The following is a 17,805-nucleotide window of genomic DNA, read 5'->3' on the forward strand; positions in this document are numbered from 1 at the left end:
CACCCTTTCTCAGTCGCACCAGTGGTTGACGCTGTTACCCGTCGCCAGATAAATGCTCTTTTGTTGCATCCAGGCTTTCAGCCCCTGGATACCCTTCTCGCGGCCCAGACCGCTCTCTTTAAAGCCCCCGAACGGGGTCGAAATCGCAAAAACCTTGTAGGTGTTGATCCACACCGTGCCTGCCTCCAGCTGCTCGCTGAGACGCAGGGCGCGACCGGTATCGCGCGTCCAGATCCCCGCCGCCAGGCCGTACACCGAGTCGTTCGCCTCGTGGATAAGCGTGGCTTCATCGCCAAACGGCATCGCCACCAGCACCGGGCCGAAGATCTCTTCCTGACAGGCGCGGGCGCTGTTGCTCAGCCCTTCGATAATGGTTGGCAGAAAGAAGCTGCCGTTTACCAGAGCGGGATCGGCGGGGATCTCGCCGCCGCACAGCACGCGGCCCCCTTCACGCTTCGCCAGTTCGACGTACTGGATCACGCTCTGGCGATGTTTTTCGTTGATCAGCGGTCCTACATGGACGCCGTCGGTAAACGGATGTCCGACGCGCAGCCCGCGTGTTAATTCCAGCAGCCTCGCCATCAGCGGGGCGTAAATACTCTCGTGGATAAACAGCCGCGACCCGGCGATACACGCCTGCCCCGCCGAGCTGAAAATGCCGTAGCAGATCCCGCGCGCGGCCTGTTCAATATCGGCATCCTCCAGCACGATGGTCGGCGATTTGCCGCCCAGTTCCAGCGAGGCCGGGATCAGTTTTTCCGCCGCCACGTGCGCCAGATGACGGCCCGTGGTGGTGCCGCCGGTAAAGGAAATTTTCCGCACGCGAGGATGACGCGCCAGCGCATCGCCAATCACCGAGCCTTTGCCCGGCAGGACACTCAGCAGCCCGGCGGGCAGCCCGGCCTGTTTAAAAATCCGCGCCAGCTCCAGCGCCATCAGCGGCGTGGCTTCGGCGGGCTTGAGGATCACCGCGTTCCCGACGGCAATCGCCGGTGCGACCTTCTGCATTTCGCTGGCAATCGGCGAGTTCCACGGCGTGATGGCCGCCACCACGCCAAGGGGCTCGTAGCAGCTCAGCGTCAGCAGATCCGGCTGGCGCGGCGTCGGAAGTTCCCCTTCCAGCAGCTCGCAGGCGGCGGCAAAGTAGCGCGCCGTTCCCGCCGCGCTCATCACCAGCCCGCGCGCTTCCGCCAGCGGCTTGCCGTTATCACGGCTCTGCATCTGCGCCAGCGCATCGACGCGGGATTCAATAAGATCGGCAACTTTATGCAGGATCTTCGCGCGCATGTGCGGCAGACTGTTACGCCATGCGGGATCGCGCCAGGCGCGCTCTCCGGCGGCTACCGCCTCCTCCAGGTCATCCAGACTGGCGGCATTCAGCGTCGCGTTGAGCGACCCGTCTGCCGGAAAGTGGCTCTGCATCGGGTTGCCGCCGCCGCGTCGCCACTGGCCGCCGATAAAAATCTTCAGATCGTCCATCGTCACTCCTCAGCTCAGGGCCAGCTCGCGGCAGGCGCGCACCGCGCTCAGTGCCGCCAGGGTGGAGGTTTTAGGATTAGAAGCCAGCGGCAGTCCGCTCAGTTCCAGATGGAACTCGCCGAATAATCCTTCGACATGCAGCGTGTGGGTGTTACGTTTCGTTGCCGGGTCAACCATCAGTTGCACGCGGGTGTCGTCCATCCCGACGCCGCCGAGCGCCACGGTCGCCGCCACGTTGGCGTTCGCCGGGAACAGGCGCGCCGCCTCGCGGGCGCTGCCCTCGAAGAAAACCTTTGCCTCTGACACCGCATTCAGATCGATAAGCTGCTCGGCATAGCTGCCGCGCCAGCTGGCCGGGCTTTTGCGCGACTGATAGGTGACGCGCTCAAGCCCGCCCTCTTTCGCCGCCGCCAGCCCGTCGATACCGGCCACCGCACCGGAAAGCAGGGTCAGTTTTCCGCCCGCGGCGAGCAGACGCTGCTCCAGCGCGCTGTCCGCCAGCGCGCCGGTGGAAATGATGGCCAGATGCCAGCCGCGACGCAGGATCTCTTCCCCGTACTGGGCCACCGCCTCCTGGCTGGCGCATTCCAGCACCAGATCCGGCGTTTGTGCGCACGCCATCGGCGACGTCAGCGCCTCAACCGCATCGCCAAACTGGTCGTGAATGGCGGGATGGTGAGACGCGCGCGCCACGATCCAGCCGATAGCCACACCGGCGGGCAGGCGCTCAATCACCGCCTGCGCCATGGCGCCTAAACCAATCAACATTACCTTTTTCATGATGTGTCCTTACAGATGGCGGCAGAAGCCGCCGGAAACGTCCAGCGCCGCGCCGGTGGTAAACGAGGCCAGCGGCGAGGCGAGGAACAGCAGCGCCTGCGCGGGCTCCTGCGGCTTGCCGAGGCGCGCCATTGGAATGCCACGCTTGCGCGCGATATCCGCCGTCCACTCCGGCCAGCTTTGGCTTTTGTCCGCCCGGCGTTCAAAGCGGCGCTGCCACTGACCGGATTCCACCATGCCGAGCAGTATGGAATTGACGCGAATGCCCTTGCCCACCAGCTCTTTCGAGAGCGTCAGCGTCATGTTCAGCAGCGCGGCACGAGCGGCGGAGGTGGCGATCATGTGCTCCTCCGGCTGTAGCGCCAGCAGGGAGTTGACGCAGGTAACAGAGGCAATGTCCGATTGCTCCAGCAGAGGCTGAAACGCCTGCACCGGGTTAATCACCCCGAACAGTTTGAGTTCGGCTTCGTGCAGCCACGCCTCGCGCGGCGTGTCATGGAAGTGCGCCACGTAGCCCTGCCCGGCGTTGTTGATCAGCATATCCGCCGCGCCAAAACGCGCCTGCACCGCATCCGCGAAGGCCTGAACTTCGTCGGCATTCAGCACGTCGCAGCGGAAAGCGAAAATCTCCCCGTGGGGAAATTCGTTTTGCAGCGTCGCATGGGCGCTGGCGAGCCGGTCCTCGTCACGGCCGCAGAAGGCGACTTTCGCCCCTTCCCCCAGCAGCAGGCGCAGCGTTTCAAAGCCAATGCCGGAAGAACCGCCGGTGACTACCGCTACGCGCCCGTCAATTTGTGCATTCATCGCGCACCTCTTCGTTAATGCGTAAAAGCTGTTGGTTGAAAAACGCGTCGTTATCGAGATAGCTGGCGTGCCCGGCCTGCGGAATGGCGATAAACGGCATGCCGTAGCGCAGCGCCAGACCCTGAACCAGCTCCGGCTGGGTGATGGCATCCTGCTCGCCGCACCAGACTTCAAAACTGCCGGAATAACGCTTCAGCCAGCCGTGGATGTCGTCATGCGCCAGCATCCACGAGGCGGCAAGGTAGCCTTCCGGGCGCAGCACCCGCATGCCCGCCGCGACGGTGGCGATATCTTCCGCGCGCGCGCCGGGGCGCAGCAGCTTCGGGGCGCGGGTCTGGGCGAGGATTTCGCCCCCCAGCGCCATCTGCTGCTCTCGGTTGCGCCAGACCTGCTCCCGCTGCTCCGGCGCGGCATTGCCGTACCCCTGCGCCGCGTCGGCCAGCACCAGATGAATGACGCGATCCGGGAACTTTGCCGCAAAGGCGCTGGCCACCAGCGCCCCCAGGGAATGGCCGACCAGCACTGCCTGCCAGACACCGGCGCGATCCAGCATGGCCGCCAGCGCGTCGGCGTAATCCCCCGCGTTTGCCCGCGCTACGGCCAGCATCGGGCTTTCGCCATAGCCCGGCATGTCCCACGCCAGCACGCGAAAACCGTTCAGCGCCATCTGCTTGTGCCAGGAGGCGGCGCCGGAGCTGATCCCGTGCAGCAGCATCAGCGGAATGCCGCTTCCCTGTTCACGAAAACCCGTCATCATGCCCCCTTAGTTCCGCTTCACTTTGGAAAGCGGATGGTCGGACGGATAGGTGGGGATTTCCGGCTTATTGGTCCCCAGCATGACGCACATCAGCGCCTCTTCTTCACCGTGGTTAAACAGGCCGCGATAGATGCCCGGCGGAACGGAGATCAGGTCACGCTCGCGCAGCACGGTTTCGGTGTAGTTGTCGCCGTCCTGGATCATCAGCGTGATCTGCCCCTTGAGCATGAAGAACACCTCTTCCACGTCGTCGTGCAGGTGCAGCGGCCCTTCGCACTTCGACGGCAGCACCATGGTGGAGAAGGTAAAATGGTCCGCCTGCACGGTGTTGGTGTCGTTCGCCACGCCGGTTGCGCCGGTGCCGATGTAGCGCATCTGCGCCCGGCGATATTTCGGATCAAAATCGGCCTGGAACTTCAGCGCGTTCCAGTCGTATTTACGGCCTTCGAAGCGCGCGATGCGCGACTCGACCCACTCTTCCATCGTCAGATGGTCAGGTTTGATGCCTGTTTTGTTGGTTACGATTGAATCAGTCATGACACTCTCCTCAGTAACGTCTCAGCAGCGGCAGTAACAGGACGCAGCCCACCGCCGCCATCACCGCCAGAAAAATCAGCCCGGAATCCATGCTGTGGGTAAAGGCGATCAGCGCGCCCATCACCGCCGGCGACAGCGCGCCCGCAAAGTTTCCCAGCCCGTTGAAGATACCGCCCGCCGTGGCGCTCACCCGGGGATGGGTGGCCTTCGCCAGCAGGGCGAAAATGTTGGGTGCGCCGGTGCCCCACATAAAGGTGCTGAAGCTCATCGCCGCAATGATGGCAAGCGGGGTGTCGAGGTGCATCACCGCCGCCAGGCCTACCGCCGCCCCCGCCATCGAGATAAAGCAGGCCGCCGCGCGCTTATCGACCCGGTCAGAGAGCCACGCGCCAATCACTTCCCCTGCCAGCATGGCGATGAACGGCATCGACGACAGCCAGCCCGCATGCTCCAGGTGGATGCCTTTGCCCTTAATTAAGTAGCCAGGCAACCAGCCGTTGATGCCCCACAGGTAGGTCAGGAAAGCGATGTTAAAGATGCAGATGATCCAGAAGTGCGGGCTGACAAACAGCTCGCGCCGTGCGGCGCGCCGCTCGTCCTGTGATGCCTGCGAGGTACCGGGTTTTGCCTCCAGGCGGATACCGCGCAGACCAATGCGCACAAAGATAAGCACCGGCACGGTAAGCATGGCCATCACAAAGAAAGTGCTCTGCCAGCCAAAGGTGTTCAGCAGCCAGAGGGAGAGCGGGAAACCAATCGCCGCGCCCACCGGGGTGCCCAGCAGCCACAGCATGGTGGCGCGCGCCTGCAAATACTGCGGGAAGTTGTGGCGTACAATGGCGAAGGCCAGCGGGAACAGCGGTCCTTCCGCCACGCCCAGCAGAATACGCAGGACGATCATCAGCGTGTAGTTATGGGTAAAGCCCATCGCCACCATCAGCACGCACCACACTGCCATCATCCCGGTGAGCAGGCGCAGCGGCGCGATTTTGTCGCCTAAACCGCTTAAAAACACCGATGAGAAGCCATAGCTCAGCAGGAAAGCGCTCATCAGAATGCCGAGACGCGTGGTGTCGAAATCAATGCCCATCGCCTGCTGGAAATGGGTATCCGAAAAGAGCGCCGCGATGCTGATTTTGTCGAAAAAGGCCAGCAGCACGCAGGCCAGCAGCGACAGCGGGATGGCCCAGCGCACCGCTTTTTCGGGCGTGCGGGTCCCCTCACCGCTCGCCTCAACCGGCGCGGTGTTAGTCTCTAGTGTGGTCATTTCTCCCCCTACGGGTGCGGGTTAGCTATCGCAGTGACATCAGTGAAAATGTCGGGTCGGCAAGCGGTACGTCCGACAGATCCCGCCCTGCCGCCATCCAGCGCTTCGCCAGCTTGACGGTGCGCGCATCGTTGAACGCCACAAGCTGCGTTAGCCGCCCGTTGTCGTCCAGCGAGAAGTACAGCGCCTCTTCACGCAATATCGTTCGGCAGCCTGCCTGCGGAATGCCGAGGATCTGAATGTTGTGCTGGTATTGATCCGACCACAGCCACGGCGCGTCGTCGTAGCCTGGCGCATCGGGGTTGAGCATCGCTTTTGCCGTCGCCACCGCCTGATTCTGTGCAAAGGCCCAGGACTGGATGCACAGGCCGTAGTGATGGTGCTGGGCGACATCTCCTGCGGCAAAGATGAACGGATCCGAGGTGCGTCCCTGGGCATCCACCACGATCCCGCGCCCGGTTTTCAGCCCCGCATCAAGCGCCAGCTCCAGATTGAGATCGACGCCGATCCCGACCACGACCGTATCAAAGGTTTCACGCTGGCCGTCGCAGTGGACGACCGGCAGGCCGTTATCGTCCTCCAGCTCCAGCGCGCCGCAGCCGGTACGGATCTCCACCCCCTGCTCGCGGTGGATGGCCTCCAGGCGCTGGGACACCTCGCCGCTCACCGAGCGCATGCAGAGCGCAGGCTGCTGCTCGAACAGGGTGACCGCCACGCCGCTTTTCCGCGCGGAAGCGGCAATCTCAAGGCCAATCCAGCCGCCGCCGATAATCGCGAGTTTGTGACTTTCCATCAGGCGACTTTTCAGGCGCTGCGCGTCCTGCCAGTGGCGCAGGGTATAGACCTGCGGATGGCTGGCCCACGCCTGCGAAGGCAGGCGCGCCCGACCGCCGGTAGCGATTAAAAGGATGTTGTAACTAAGCTGCTCGCCGTTGCTAAGAAGGACTTTTTTTTCAACGCGATCGACAGATTCTGCGCGCAGCGGTCGGTACCAGGTCAGGTTCAGCGCCTGCTGCACCTCGTCGGTAAACAGCCTTGGGAGCGCCGCGTCCGGTTCCAGCAGAGACGCTTTTGACAGCGGCGGGCGCTCATAGAAATCCCATTCCTCTTCCGCTACCACGCAAATCTCGCCGTCGAAGCCCTCGTCACGCAGGGTTTTCGCCGCCCAGCCGCCCGCCTGGCCGCCGCCGATAATGACAATGCGCGATGTCATACCGCCTCCGGCTTTTTCTGCTGGCGGCGTGTGTCGTGGTCAATCCCGCCTTCCACCGCCCACTCGGTGAAGGAGACCAGGGAATGCTCCAGCTCACGCGGCTGCCAGTTTTCCGTCAGGTAATCATCGTTGGTGTAATACTCAAACGCGCCGCCGGTCGGGCTGTTGACGTACCAGAAGTACGCCGACGACACCGGATGACGGCCCGGCCCGATAAAGGTACTCCAGTCATGTTTATTCATCGCGATACCGCCGCCGATCACCTCGTGGATGTCGCGCACGGTGAAGGCCACGTGGTTAAGGCCGCGCTTGCGGTTCGGCAGTTGCAGCAGGAACAGGTTGTGATGGCCGCCACGCACGCCGCAGCGCAGGAACACGGCGCGGTTGATATAGCGATCCGAGACCTGGAAGCCGAGCACCTCGCGGTAGAATTTTTCCACCGCCGCCAGCTCCTCCACGAAGAACACCACATGCCCCACGTTGATCGGCTGGGCGCGATCGTAAACCGGGCTGGGGGTGTCGATACGGCGGGCATCGCCCCACTGGTTTATTGGCTCGACGTTAAGCTCCACGTCGGTCTGCTGGGTCACCTGCACGCGCAGCGTCATGCCGTTCGGATCGAGGCATTCCAGCACGTCGCCCACTTCGCGAAAGCCGGGCTGCTGCGCCAGCTTCGGGCGCAGCGCGTCGAGATCGGACTGTGCGGCAACCGCCCAGGTCATGCGGCGCAGGGTGTTGCCCGCTTCAAACGCGGGCGGCAGGTCGGGGCTGTCGATCGGGTTAAGCTCCACGCGCGCGCCGCTCAGGGTGGTGAAACGCTGGCCGCTGGCATCGCCCGTCAGGCCAAAATCACGCATAAATTTGGCGCAGTGCGTCAGGTCTTCCACACCAAATTCCAGCTTTTCAATTCCGGTTACACTCATCGTTCGTTGCCTCATCTGGCCCAGATTGGGCGTAAAACATGCCCGACGCAGTCAAGCGCCTGACGTTAACTCACTGATTTAACTGGCCTGTGATAGATACCCTAAGAAGCCAGAAATTTTATCCGCCGCAAGGCGAACCTCGTTTTGCAGGCGCTCGCGGTCGCTCTGCGGGATCTCCTCCGACGGCACCAGAATGCTGACTACCGCCGCCACGCGGCCGCTTCGGTCATACACCGGGTAGACGATGGAAGAGATGCCGTGGCGGAAGAAGGATTCGCCGATGACATACCCGCGGGCTTTGTCCTGCTGCACCATCTGCCACAGGGCTTCACGGTCGTGAAGCTGCCCCGGCGTGTTGCCCGGCAGACGCTCATGCGGGAACAGCTGTTCGAAATCAGCGCGGGAAATATCGGTCAACAGCATGCGGCCCAGCGAGGTACAGTGCACCGGCAGACGGGTACCAATGCTGACCTGGTTGATACGCGACCCGGCGGCGCTGACGCGGGCGATGTAGATAATGTCGCGCCCGTCGCGGATCGCCAGATGGCTGCTGCACTGGCTCACGTCGCGCAGTTGCTCGATCACCGGCTGGCCGACCTGCGCCACGTCCAGCGAGGCGATGTACTCAAAGCCAAGACGCAGCACGTTCATGCCCAGCGAAAAGGTATTGGTGCGCGTGTTGCGCTCCAGAAAGCCCATGTACTCCAGCGTCTGCACCACGCGATAGGCGGTCGCCTTCGGCATATCCACCAGCCGGTGCAACTCGGCAAAAGTCAGATCGCGATGCTGCTCGCCAAAGGCCAACAGCAGCTGTAAACCGCGCTCCAGCCCCGGCACCAGATACTTCACTTCCTGATCGTTTGCCATCATCGCCCTACCTTAGTTAAAGACAAAACCGCCGTTGACCGGGATCAGCTGTCCGGTGATGAACCGAGACAGATCGCTTAGCAGCCAGACCACGCTGCCGGTGACATCTTCCGGCTGCTGCGCGCCGGTTAACGCGCGTCCGTTTTCGTAGAGCTGATGCCGTTCGGCGGGGACATATTCCGTCGCCTCGACGCGGGTTAACCCCGGCGCGATGGCATTAATGCGTATACGCTTTTCACCCAGTTCGCGCGCCATTGATCGGGTCATGGCAATGACGGCCCCCTTGCTGGCGACGTAGGCCATCAGGCGCGGCGCGCCCCACAGCGCGGTGTCGGACGCCACGTTCACAATGCCCGCCCCTTCACGCAGCAGCGGCACGGCGGCGCGCGTCACCAGCCAGGTGCCTTTGACATTGACGCTCATCACCCGATCCCAGAGATCCGGATCGTAATCGAGCATGTTTTTGCCGCCGACGCCCGTCGCCATCGCCGCGTTGTTCACCAGGCCATCGATCTGACCCTGCTCGCCAATGGCGCTGAACACCTGCTCAATGGACTGTGGATCGGCCAGATCGATAACGTGCGGTTCGATCGCATAGCCCCGCTCGCTCAGGGCGTGGGCGCTTTCGGCCAGCTCGCCCTTCAGGATGTCGCACATCACCACCGCCGCGCCCTGCTCCGCGCAGGCTTTGGCAAAGTGAAAGCCCAGCCCGCGCGCGGCGCCGGTTATGACGATGCGCTTGCCGCTCAGCAGCCCGTTCATCAGGCGGCTCCCTGCTGTGCTTCACGCATCGCCAGCTGCTCTTTGGCGGCCTTTTGCATCATGCGGCGCAGGCGCGAAAGACCGACGTCGTGCTGATACAGGTACTCATGATCGCGCGCGTTTGGCGCCAGGCTTTCCAGCACCACGCGGTCCTGCTCCAGCACTTCCCAGTGCAGTTTTTCCAGACGGTTGCGGTACATGAAACGCCACATATCGCGCTGCCAGCCCTGCACCCGGCGAATGCGCCAGAAGAAGACGCGGCAGTTGTCGTTATCTTCCGGCACCACCATGCCGACGATAAAGAAGTGGCCGCCCGGCCCGAAGCGCTTCTTGTACGGAATGGAGAGGCGCATCCAGCAGGTGCCGCTGTTGCCCAGCTCCACCCAGTCAAAATTGACGCCGCTCTGCCCTTTCTTCTCGAAAATAAAACCGGTTTTGGTCGGCTGGAGCACCATGTCGGCCTTGCGATCCCCTTCCGCCATCGAGTGCGACGAGGAGTGCAGATAGGTGCCGTGCATCGGGTCCATCACGTTTTCCAGCGCGTACTGGTAATTGCATTTCCACGCGGCGGTGCAGAGGAAGTTGCTGAAGCTGTCCGTATCGGCGAGCTCGTCCGGGAAGGTCAGCTCGTCCGGCTGCTGGTCCGCGGTGACGCCAAACCAGAGGAAGATGGCGCCGTGCGCCTCCTGCACGTTATAGCTGCGTACGCACTGCTGGCCGACCAGCGGACATTTATCTACGGCGGGCACGTCTTTCACTTCGCCGTTGCCCGCCACCTCTACGCCGTGATACCAGCAGGCAATGCGGTCCCCGAGGTTCCAGCCCATCGACAGGCGCGCGCCGCGGTGCGGGCAGCGGTCCTCCAGCGCCTGCACCTGGCCATCTTTATTGCGCCAGACCACAATCTGCTCGCCCAGGCGGGTGATGCCCACCGGCGCAGACTGCACTTCCCAGCTCGCCAGCACCGGATACCAGAGGCCACGCAGGCCTTTATCCAGATAATGTTGTACGGTCGTCGTCATCGCGTTGCCCTCAGTAGCCGTTAACCTGTAAGAATGCCTGGAAGCTGGCGTCGCTCCACGGCTCGCCCTGCTGGTCGTGCATGCGCACCGCGTTCAGCCCGCTTACCAGCTCCGGCAAGGTTTCAACGCCCTGCTCGAAGAGATCTTCCAGCGTCGCAATCAGCTTCACTTCCCAGCTTTCCGGCTCGCGGCTGCGGGTTTGCCAGATCAGGTTGGTGTAATCACCCGGCTTATGAATGGCGCCATTACCGCCCTCTGCCGGTGGGGTAAACTGGCGGCTTTCCGGCAGCGCCGGGTTGAAGTTCAGGGTGTCGCTCATGCCACGGTCTCCTCGACGAAGGTAATCTGAATCTGGTTTTCAAAGACCCGAACCGGGTAGCGGTTGAGGTTGCGCCCGCCGGGGCCGTGCAGGCACTGACCGGTTTTGACGTCGAATACCGCCTCGTGCAGCGGGCATTCCACCTTGCCGTCTTCCACGAAGCCCTGACTCAGCAGGGCATAGGCGTGCGGGCATACGTCCTCCAGCGCGTAATATTCACCGTCAATCAAATACACGCCGATCTCTTTACCGTCGACGTTGCCGCTAAAAGGGAAATCTTCCTGTACTTGCTCTGCGTCACATACGCCTATCCAGCTCATCACGATCCTCCAGGCTTTTGTTTCATATATGAAACTCTGTTTCTTATTTAATACGGTCAATATAAAAGCGATGAATGTTTCGTCAAGCGACAATGTGACGAATTTGTTAATTGATCAGCAATTAATTAACTAAGTGTGCAAGGGATCACGAAAAAATGCAGCGATATGAAACTTTCATTATTGCAGCGTGAGAAATACGTTTTTTTAATGGCCTCTTATTTTGAATAAAAGATATTGACTTCCTTTCTTTTTACTCTTTAAAAATAAATGAACGTCACCTCTTTCGCGTTTCACCTGTGAAACTAATTTTTAATTTATCTTTACTAAACAAAGAGTTTCACAGGTGAACCATTTTAGATCCGTGACAATCACATTGATGAAAAATATAAGTTACAAAAAACGTAAGGCGGACATGATGACGGCAAGATGGCAAGGCACGATTGCGCTTTTATTACTCATTATTATTTCGTACGTCGATCGGGTAAATATCTCGGTAATGATTTTAAACCCGGAATTTGCCGAACATTTTCAGTTAAATGAAAACAGAATGTTACAGGGCCTGCTCATGACCTGCTTTCTTCTGGGTTATGGTTTTTCCGCTCTATTATTAACGCCGGTTATTGAAAGCAAACTTCATTATCGGCAGGGATTATTAAGCAGCATTGCGATTTGGGCCGCGGTCTGCGCGGCTTCACCTTTGCTCGGCTCGCTGACGGGAATGCTCATCGCCCGCGTGATTCTGGGGATCGCGGAGGGTCCGCTATTTTCGCTGAAAACGCGCTTTATCAGCGATAACTTTAGCGCGCAAGAGATCGGTAAACCCAACGCCGTGACCGCGCTGGGCGTCTCGCTCGGGCTGGCCGTGGGCTTTCCGCTGGTGACCTGGCTGATGTCGCATCTGGGCTGGGCCGGATCGTTTTATGCACTGGCGGCAATCAACCTTCTCCTCGGGGGCAGCTTAATCTGGCGTTTTCTGCCCGCGCCGCGCAAGCTCCCGACCGCGAAAAAACCGGGGTTTGTCCACACCTTCACGCTGGCCTGGCAGACGCCGCTGCTGGGCTGGATTATGGTGGTTGAAATCGCCACCCTGAGCTATCTCTGGGGAAGCAGCGCCTGGCTGCCCGCGTGGCTGCGCGACGAGCATCATTTCTCGCTGCATGCCACGGGCTGGCTTGCGGCGATCCCCTTCCTGCTCAGCCTGGGGTCAAAGTTTCTGGGCGGCGTGCTGCTCGACAAAATGCGTCCGGAACAGGCACCGATGCTGTTTGTGGTGGGCGGGGCGATGACGGCGCTGTCCGTGGTCGCGCTGATGCTCAGCCATCAGCCTGCCTGGCTGGCGCTGTTTATGCTTTCGGCTAATGTCTTCTGGGGGCTACAGGGGGCGGCTATTCCGGCGGTGATCCAGCATCACGCCGCGCGGGAAGCGGTGGGCAGCGCTTACGGCATAATCAATGGGATCGGCAATATCTGCGCGGCGTTTATTCCGCTGCTGATGGGGATGGTGATGAGATCGGTGGGGTCGGTCAGTTCAGGCTTTTCGGTGCTGGTCGTCTCGCAGGTTGTCACCCTGCTTGCCGGGGGAATGTTGCTGCTGCGCATGCGGCGCGCAGCAGCAATCAGCGCGTAAGGCTTATTCGCCTTTTTTCGCCGCCTGGATGTAGAGCATTTCCAGCGCCAGGGTCGCCGCGGCCAGCGCGGTGATCTCGGACTGGTCATAGGCCGGAGCCACTTCCACCACGTCCATCCCGACGATGTTCAGATCCTTCAGGCCGCGCACCAGCTTGATGGCGCGATCTGACGTCAGGCCGCCGATCACCGGCGTACCGGTCCCCGGTGCGAATGCCGGATCAAGGCAGTCAATGTCGAAGGTCAGGTAGACAGGCATATCGCCGACGATCTGCTTAACCTGAGACAGAATATCGTCCACGCCGCGATCGTTCACCTGGCCCGCGTCGAGTACGGTGAAGCCGTTGTCTTTGTCGAACTCGGTGCGGATGCCGATCTGCACGGAGTGGTTTGGATCGATCAGGCCTTCCTTCGGCGCGGTGTAGAACATGGTGCCGTGGTCGAACTCGCAGCCGTTCGCGTAGGTGTCGGTGTGCGCATCGAAGTGCACCAGCGCCATTTTACCGAAGTGCTTCGCGTGGGCGCGCAGCAGCGGCAGGGTCACGAAGTGGTCACCGCCGAAGGAGAGCATGCGTTTACCGGCCGCCAGCAGCTTCTCGGCGTGCGCCTGCAATTTTTCGCTCATTTCACGCGCGTCGCCGAAGGCGTACACCAGATCGCCGCAGTCCACCACGTTCAGGCGCTCGCGCATGTCGAAGTTCCACGGGAAGCGGTTGTGCTCCCAGGCCAGGTTAGTGGAAACCTGACGGATCGCCGCCGGACCATGACGACCACCCGCGCGACCGGACGTTGCCATGTCGAACGGTACGCCGGTGATCACCCAGTCCGCATCGCTGTCGTACGGCTGGAAGTTCATCGGAAGGCGTAAAAAACCAAACGCGTTAGATACCAGAGAGTTATCGTACTGATGACCTAAAGTGCTCATGTCCTGACCTCTTATAAAGTCGATACATTAAAAACAGATGAAAAAAAATCCCCTCCGCGTCGTTAAACCCGACGAGGAAGGGATTGATTCGTAAATCGCTAATTGGGGCGAATTATCGCCGTTAATTCATACGGGTTCAAGTGAGTATAGGGCATTGTGCGGTCTGTTGCCCTCACTCCGCCCCTCTCCCACCGGGAGAGGGAGTTTACCTACTCATCTTCCAGGTAGGTGTACCCGTACAGACCCGCTTCAAACTCTTCCAGGAACTGCTGCTGTAACGCGTCGTCCAGACCGGTGTTTTTCACCTGATCGCGGAACTGGGTGAGCAGTTTTTTCGGATCCAGCTGAACGTATTCGAGCATGTCCGCCACGGTGTCCCCTTCGTCGGACAGCTCAACCTCCACGCTGCCGTCAGGGAAGACAAACACGTCAACCGCTTCGGTATCACCGAACAGGTTGTGCATGTTGCCGAGGATCTCCTGATACGCCCCCACCATAAAGAAGCCCAGCATTGGCGGGTTCTCCGGATCGTACTCCGGCATTGGCATCGTCGTTGCGATACCGTCACCGTCAACGTAATGGTCAATCGCGCCGTCAGAGTCACAGGTGATGTCCAGCAGCACGGCGCGGCGTTCCGGGGCGTGGTTCAGCCCTTCCAGCGGCAGAACCGGGAACAGCTGGTCGATACCCCAGGCATCCGGCATCGACTGGAACAGGGAGAAGTTGACGTACATTTTGTCCGCCATACGCTCCTGCAACTCGTCGATAATCGGACGGTGCGCGCGGTTGCTCGGGTCGAGCTGTTTCTGCACTTCGTGGCACATATTCAGGTAGAGCTGCTCGGCCCACGCGCGCTCTTGCAGGCTGAATGTGCCTGACGAGTAGCCGACGTGAATATCGTGCAGGTCCATCTGGCTGTCGTGCAGCCATTCGCGCAGGGAACGACGCGTGCCCGGCTCGTGCATCTCCTGCCAGGTTTCCCACATGCTTTGCAGGGAACGTGGGGCATCGTCTGCCGGAGGCGTGGCTTCGGTGATTTCGCTACGCTCAACGCCAATGATGTTAGAGACCAGTACCGTATGGTGCGCCGTGACCGCGCGGCCGGATTCGGTGATCACCGTCGGGTGCGGCAGGCCGTGCTCTTCGCAGGCATCGCCAATCGCCCAGATGATGTTGTTGGCATATTCGTTCAGGCCATAGTTTACCGAACAGTCAGACTGCGAGCGGGTCCCTTCGTAGTCCACGCCCAGGCCGCCGCCCACGTCAAAGCACTGAATATTCACGCCGAGCTTATGCAGCTCAACGTAGAAACGTGCCGATTCACGCACGCCGGTGGCGATGTCGCGAATGTTGGCCATCTGCGAGCCGAGGTGGAAGTGCAGCAGCTGAATGCTGTCCAGACGACCGCGCTCGCGCAGAATTTCCACCAGCTGAAGCACCTGGTTCGCCGCGAGGCCGAACTTGGATTTTTCACCGCCGGAAGACTGCCATTTACCGGAACCCTGCGACGCCAGTCGCGCACGCACGCCAAGGCGCGGGATCACGTTCAGACGCTCGGCCTCTTCCAGCACGATCGCGATTTCGGTCATCTTCTCGATCACCAGATAGACCTTGTGGCCCATCTTCTCGCCAATCAGCGCCAGACGAATGTATTCGCGATCTTTATAGCCGTTACAGACGATCACCGACCGGGTCATGCCCGCGTGCGCCAGAACCGCCATCAGCTCCGCTTTAGAGCCTGCTTCCAGGCCCAGCGGCTCGCCGGAGTGGATCAGGGACTCAATCACGCGACGGTGCTGGTTGACCTTGATCGGGTAAACGAGGAAATAGTCGCCGTTATAACCATACGATTCCCGCGCGCGTTTGAACGCGGCGTTAATAGAACGCAGGCGATGTTGCAGGATCTGCGGGAAGCAGAACAGTGCAGGCAAGCGCTGACCCTGCGCTTCACGGGTTTTCACCAGTTTAGCGAGATCCACGCGCGCTTCCGGGACGTCCGGATCCGGGCAGACACTGATGTGGCCCAGCTCGTTAACGTCGTAGTAGTTATTGCCCCACCAGGCAATATTGTAAGTGCGCAGCATCTTGCTGGCTTCCTCGGAGCTCATCGCAACCTCCTGCATAGAACGTAGTACACCCTGTTCGCCCGCTGACGAAGGCGAAAAAGAAGACATGTCGTCAGACATAGCGAACCTCAACTCTTTGTATTAAGTGTAAAACAGTTGACTACTATCGCAGCGTTATACGGCGATAACAACCCATTAACGGCTCCATTTCCCAGCAGAGTATGCTGAAATCCAGACCGTGCGACCGGTTTCTTATTCATATCATTGTAAAACACGTATCCGAACTCTGTATGACAAGGTTCGGCGAAACCACGAGAAAACTCCTGTATTAACAAGAGCGCCCTTGTTCAGTTTTCACAAAGCGTGACCGGCTCTGGAATCCTGAGAAGCACCGAGATGGGTATAACATCGGCAGGTGTTTAGACCAGAAGTGCGGGTGGGAATCAAATGCGCGCCAGAACGGCTGCGCTGAATGAGCGGAAAACGATGGTTCATTATCTGGTATCACCTCCACGGCCGCCTCTGCTGAAACGGACCACAAGCCAAAGCTAAAAGTTCACTGCTTAACCCGGCTGGAAGTGGCGACACGATGTGTTCATCGAGCGCTTATTTTATATGAGCCGCGCGCCGCGTTTTATACCGAGAAGGTCGCTAAAAAGCAAAACAAAAATGCGCAGGTTGCCAGCGTCGTCAGGAAAAATTTCCAGCCGTGTTTTCAACGCAATGAGAGGTGAGTCAAAAAAAACTGGAAATCGGGTGAAGAAGTGACCTAAAATAGACGTCCAGATGTTAATCCATCCATACCGATTAACACTCAGACTGCCAGTGTCAAAATCCTGTAGGCCTTGGTAGAATTATCTCCTATGGCTATTCCACACAGCAGCTTGAGCTAACCAAATTCCTCTTAGGTGAAATAAAACATGGCAAAACACCTGTTTACGTCCGAGTCCGTATCAGAAGGACATCCTGATAAAATTGCTGACCAAATCTCCGATGCGGTGCTGGATGCGATCCTCGCGCAGGATCCAAAGGCGCGCGTAGCGTGTGAAACCTATGTCAAAACCGGCATGGTTCTGGTTGGCGGTGAGATCACCACCAGCGCATGGGTTGATATCGAAGAGATCACCCGTAACACGGTGCGTGAGATCGGCTATGTACATTCTGATATGGGCTTTGATGCCAACTCCTGCGCCGTACTGAGCGCGATTGGCAAACAGTCTCCGGACATCAACCAGGGCGTTGACCGTGCCGATCCGCTGGAACAGGGCGCGGGCGACCAGGGCCTGATGTTCGGCTACGCAACCAACGAAACCGACGTACTGATGCCAGCGCCGGTGACCTACGCACACCGTCTGGTGCAGCGTCAGGCTGAAGTGCGTAAAAACGGCACTCTGCCGTGGCTGCGTCCGGATGCAAAAAGCCAGGTGACCTTCCAGTATGACGACGGGAAAATCGTCGGTATTGATGCCGTGGTTCTTTCCACGCAGCATGCTGAAGAGATTGACCAGAAATCCCTGCAAGAAGCGGTGATGGAAGAGATCATCAAGCCGGTTCTGCCAACTGAATGGCTGAGCTCTGCGACCAAATTCTTCATCAACCCAACCGGACGCTTTGTTATCGGCGGCCCAATGGGTGACTGCGGTCTGACCGGTCGTAAAATCATCGTAGATACCTACGGCGGCATGGCACGTCACGGCGGCGGCGCATTCTCCGGTAAAGATCCGTCTAAAGTTGACCGTTCTGCCGCGTACGCTGCACGTTATGTGGCGAAAAACATCGTTGCTGCCGGTCTGGCTGACCGCTGTGAAATTCAGGTTTCCTACGCCATCGGCGTGGCTGAGCCAACCTCCATCATGGTGGAAACCTTCGGTACTGAAAAAGTGCCTTCTGAACAGCTGACCCTGCTGGTGCGTGAGTTCTTCGACCTGCGTCCATACGGTCTGATTCAGATGCTGGATCTGCTGCACCCAATCTACCAGGAAACTGCAGCGTACGGTCACTTTGGTCGCGAACATTTCCCATGGGAAAAAACCGACAAAGCCGCCCTGCTGCGTGATGCTGCCGGTCTGAAATAATCGACTGCCAGCAGCTTAAACAGGCCAGCCTTTGTGCTGGCCTTTTTTATGTCGGGTGGCGGC

18 protein-coding genes are annotated in these 17,805 nt (G+C 59.8%); 2 read left to right on the top strand and 16 right to left on the bottom strand.

The genetic code is table 11. The features are described from left to right. Positions 1-9: 9 nt before the first annotated feature. From SK53_RS13140 to SK53_RS13200, 13 genes are all read right to left on the bottom strand, one after another. On the bottom strand, positions 10-1,479 hold the full coding sequence (locus tag SK53_RS13140) for an aldehyde dehydrogenase (RefSeq protein ID WP_048209580.1): 1,470 nt from the start codon (positions 1,477-1,479) through the stop codon (positions 10-12). A gap of 9 nt (positions 1,480-1,488) precedes the next feature. Continuing rightward, positions 1,489-2,259 carry an aspartate dehydrogenase gene (locus SK53_RS13145; RefSeq protein ID WP_003860067.1) on the bottom strand — a complete coding sequence of 257 codons (771 nt, stop codon included), beginning with the start codon at positions 2,257-2,259 and terminating at the stop codon, positions 1,489-1,491. Between the two features lie 9 nt (positions 2,260-2,268). Continuing rightward, positions 2,269-3,063 (bottom strand): SDR family oxidoreductase, encoded by a 795-nt coding sequence (locus tag SK53_RS13150; RefSeq protein ID WP_022651822.1) that lies wholly within the window; start codon positions 3,061-3,063, stop codon positions 2,269-2,271. Continuing rightward, positions 3,047-3,817 carry an alpha/beta fold hydrolase gene (locus tag SK53_RS13155; RefSeq protein ID WP_022651823.1) on the bottom strand — a complete coding sequence of 257 codons (771 nt, stop codon included), beginning with the start codon at positions 3,815-3,817 and terminating at the stop codon, positions 3,047-3,049. The genes SK53_RS13150 and SK53_RS13155 overlap by 17 nt, the downstream gene beginning before the upstream one ends. Positions 3,818-3,826: 9 nt before the next feature. Further along, on the bottom strand, positions 3,827-4,357 hold the full coding sequence (locus tag SK53_RS13160; protein WP_003860061.1) for a cupin domain-containing protein: 531 nt from the start codon (positions 4,355-4,357) through the stop codon (positions 3,827-3,829). A gap of 10 nt (positions 4,358-4,367) precedes the next feature. Further along, positions 4,368-5,624: an MFS transporter gene (locus SK53_RS13165; RefSeq protein WP_048209582.1), complete on the bottom strand. Its 1,257-nt coding sequence runs from the start codon at positions 5,622-5,624 to the stop codon at positions 4,368-4,370. Between the two features lie 25 nt (positions 5,625-5,649). Beyond that, the gene (locus SK53_RS13170; RefSeq protein ID WP_048209583.1) at positions 5,650-6,837 is read right to left on the bottom strand and encodes an NAD(P)/FAD-dependent oxidoreductase; all 1,188 of its coding nucleotides are present in this window, start codon (positions 6,835-6,837) and stop codon (positions 5,650-5,652) included. Next, a complete protein-coding gene (locus tag SK53_RS13175) occupies positions 6,834-7,760 on the bottom strand; it encodes a VOC family protein (RefSeq protein ID WP_048209585.1) in 927 nt (308 codons plus the stop codon). The genes SK53_RS13170 and SK53_RS13175 overlap by 4 nt, the downstream gene beginning before the upstream one ends. A gap of 78 nt (positions 7,761-7,838) precedes the next feature. After that, on the bottom strand, positions 7,839-8,627 hold the full coding sequence (locus SK53_RS13180) for an IclR family transcriptional regulator (protein WP_003860053.1): 789 nt from the start codon (positions 8,625-8,627) through the stop codon (positions 7,839-7,841). A gap of 12 nt (positions 8,628-8,639) precedes the next feature. After that, entirely contained in the window at positions 8,640-9,389 is a 750-nt protein-coding gene (locus SK53_RS13185; RefSeq protein ID WP_003860050.1) for an SDR family oxidoreductase, read from the bottom strand. Beyond that, positions 9,389-10,411: an aromatic ring-hydroxylating oxygenase subunit alpha gene (locus tag SK53_RS13190; protein WP_003860047.1), complete on the bottom strand. Its 1,023-nt coding sequence runs from the start codon at positions 10,409-10,411 to the stop codon at positions 9,389-9,391. The genes SK53_RS13185 and SK53_RS13190 overlap by 1 nt, the downstream gene beginning before the upstream one ends. A 10-nt stretch (positions 10,412-10,421) precedes the next feature. After that, positions 10,422-10,730, bottom strand: coding sequence for a recombinase-like helix-turn-helix domain-containing protein (locus SK53_RS13195; protein ID WP_022651826.1), 309 nt, complete (start codon positions 10,728-10,730; stop codon positions 10,422-10,424). After that, the gene (locus SK53_RS13200; RefSeq protein WP_003860044.1) at positions 10,727-11,050 is read right to left on the bottom strand and encodes a Rieske (2Fe-2S) protein; all 324 of its coding nucleotides are present in this window, start codon (positions 11,048-11,050) and stop codon (positions 10,727-10,729) included. Before SK53_RS13200 ends, SK53_RS13195 begins: the two co-directional genes overlap by 4 nt. 415 nt (positions 11,051-11,465) lie before the next feature. Between SK53_RS13200 and SK53_RS13205 the strand changes: the two genes are divergently transcribed. Beyond that, a complete protein-coding gene (locus SK53_RS13205) occupies positions 11,466-12,677 on the top strand; it encodes an MFS transporter (protein ID WP_048209713.1) in 1,212 nt (403 codons plus the stop codon). Between the two features lie 3 nt (positions 12,678-12,680). On the opposite strand, the gene speB is transcribed toward SK53_RS13205, so the two are convergent. The 3 genes from speB to yqgB all read right to left on the bottom strand — a co-directional run bounded on the left by speB (position 12,681) and on the right by yqgB (position 15,927). Beyond that, on the bottom strand, positions 12,681-13,601 hold the full coding sequence (gene speB, locus SK53_RS13210; protein WP_003860040.1) for an agmatinase: 921 nt from the start codon (positions 13,599-13,601) through the stop codon (positions 12,681-12,683). A 209-nt stretch (positions 13,602-13,810) separates the two neighbouring features. Continuing rightward, complete coding sequence (speA, locus tag SK53_RS13215; protein WP_003860039.1) at positions 13,811-15,787, bottom strand: biosynthetic arginine decarboxylase; 1,977 nt, start codon at positions 15,785-15,787, stop codon at positions 13,811-13,813. Between the two features lie 8 nt (positions 15,788-15,795). Further along, complete coding sequence (gene yqgB, locus SK53_RS22825) at positions 15,796-15,927, bottom strand: acid stress response protein YqgB (protein WP_057979949.1); 132 nt, start codon at positions 15,925-15,927, stop codon at positions 15,796-15,798. A gap of 660 nt (positions 15,928-16,587) precedes the next feature. Between yqgB and metK the strand changes: the two genes are divergently transcribed. Further along, complete coding sequence (gene metK, locus SK53_RS13225) at positions 16,588-17,742, top strand: methionine adenosyltransferase (RefSeq protein WP_003860037.1); 1,155 nt, start codon at positions 16,588-16,590, stop codon at positions 17,740-17,742. Positions 17,743-17,805: the final 63 nt, after the last annotated feature.

Origin of the sequence: Enterobacter sp. MGH119, assembly GCF_001037675.1 — a bacterium.
GTDB classification, from domain to species: Bacteria; Pseudomonadota; Gammaproteobacteria; order Enterobacterales; family Enterobacteriaceae; genus Enterobacter; species Enterobacter hormaechei_C.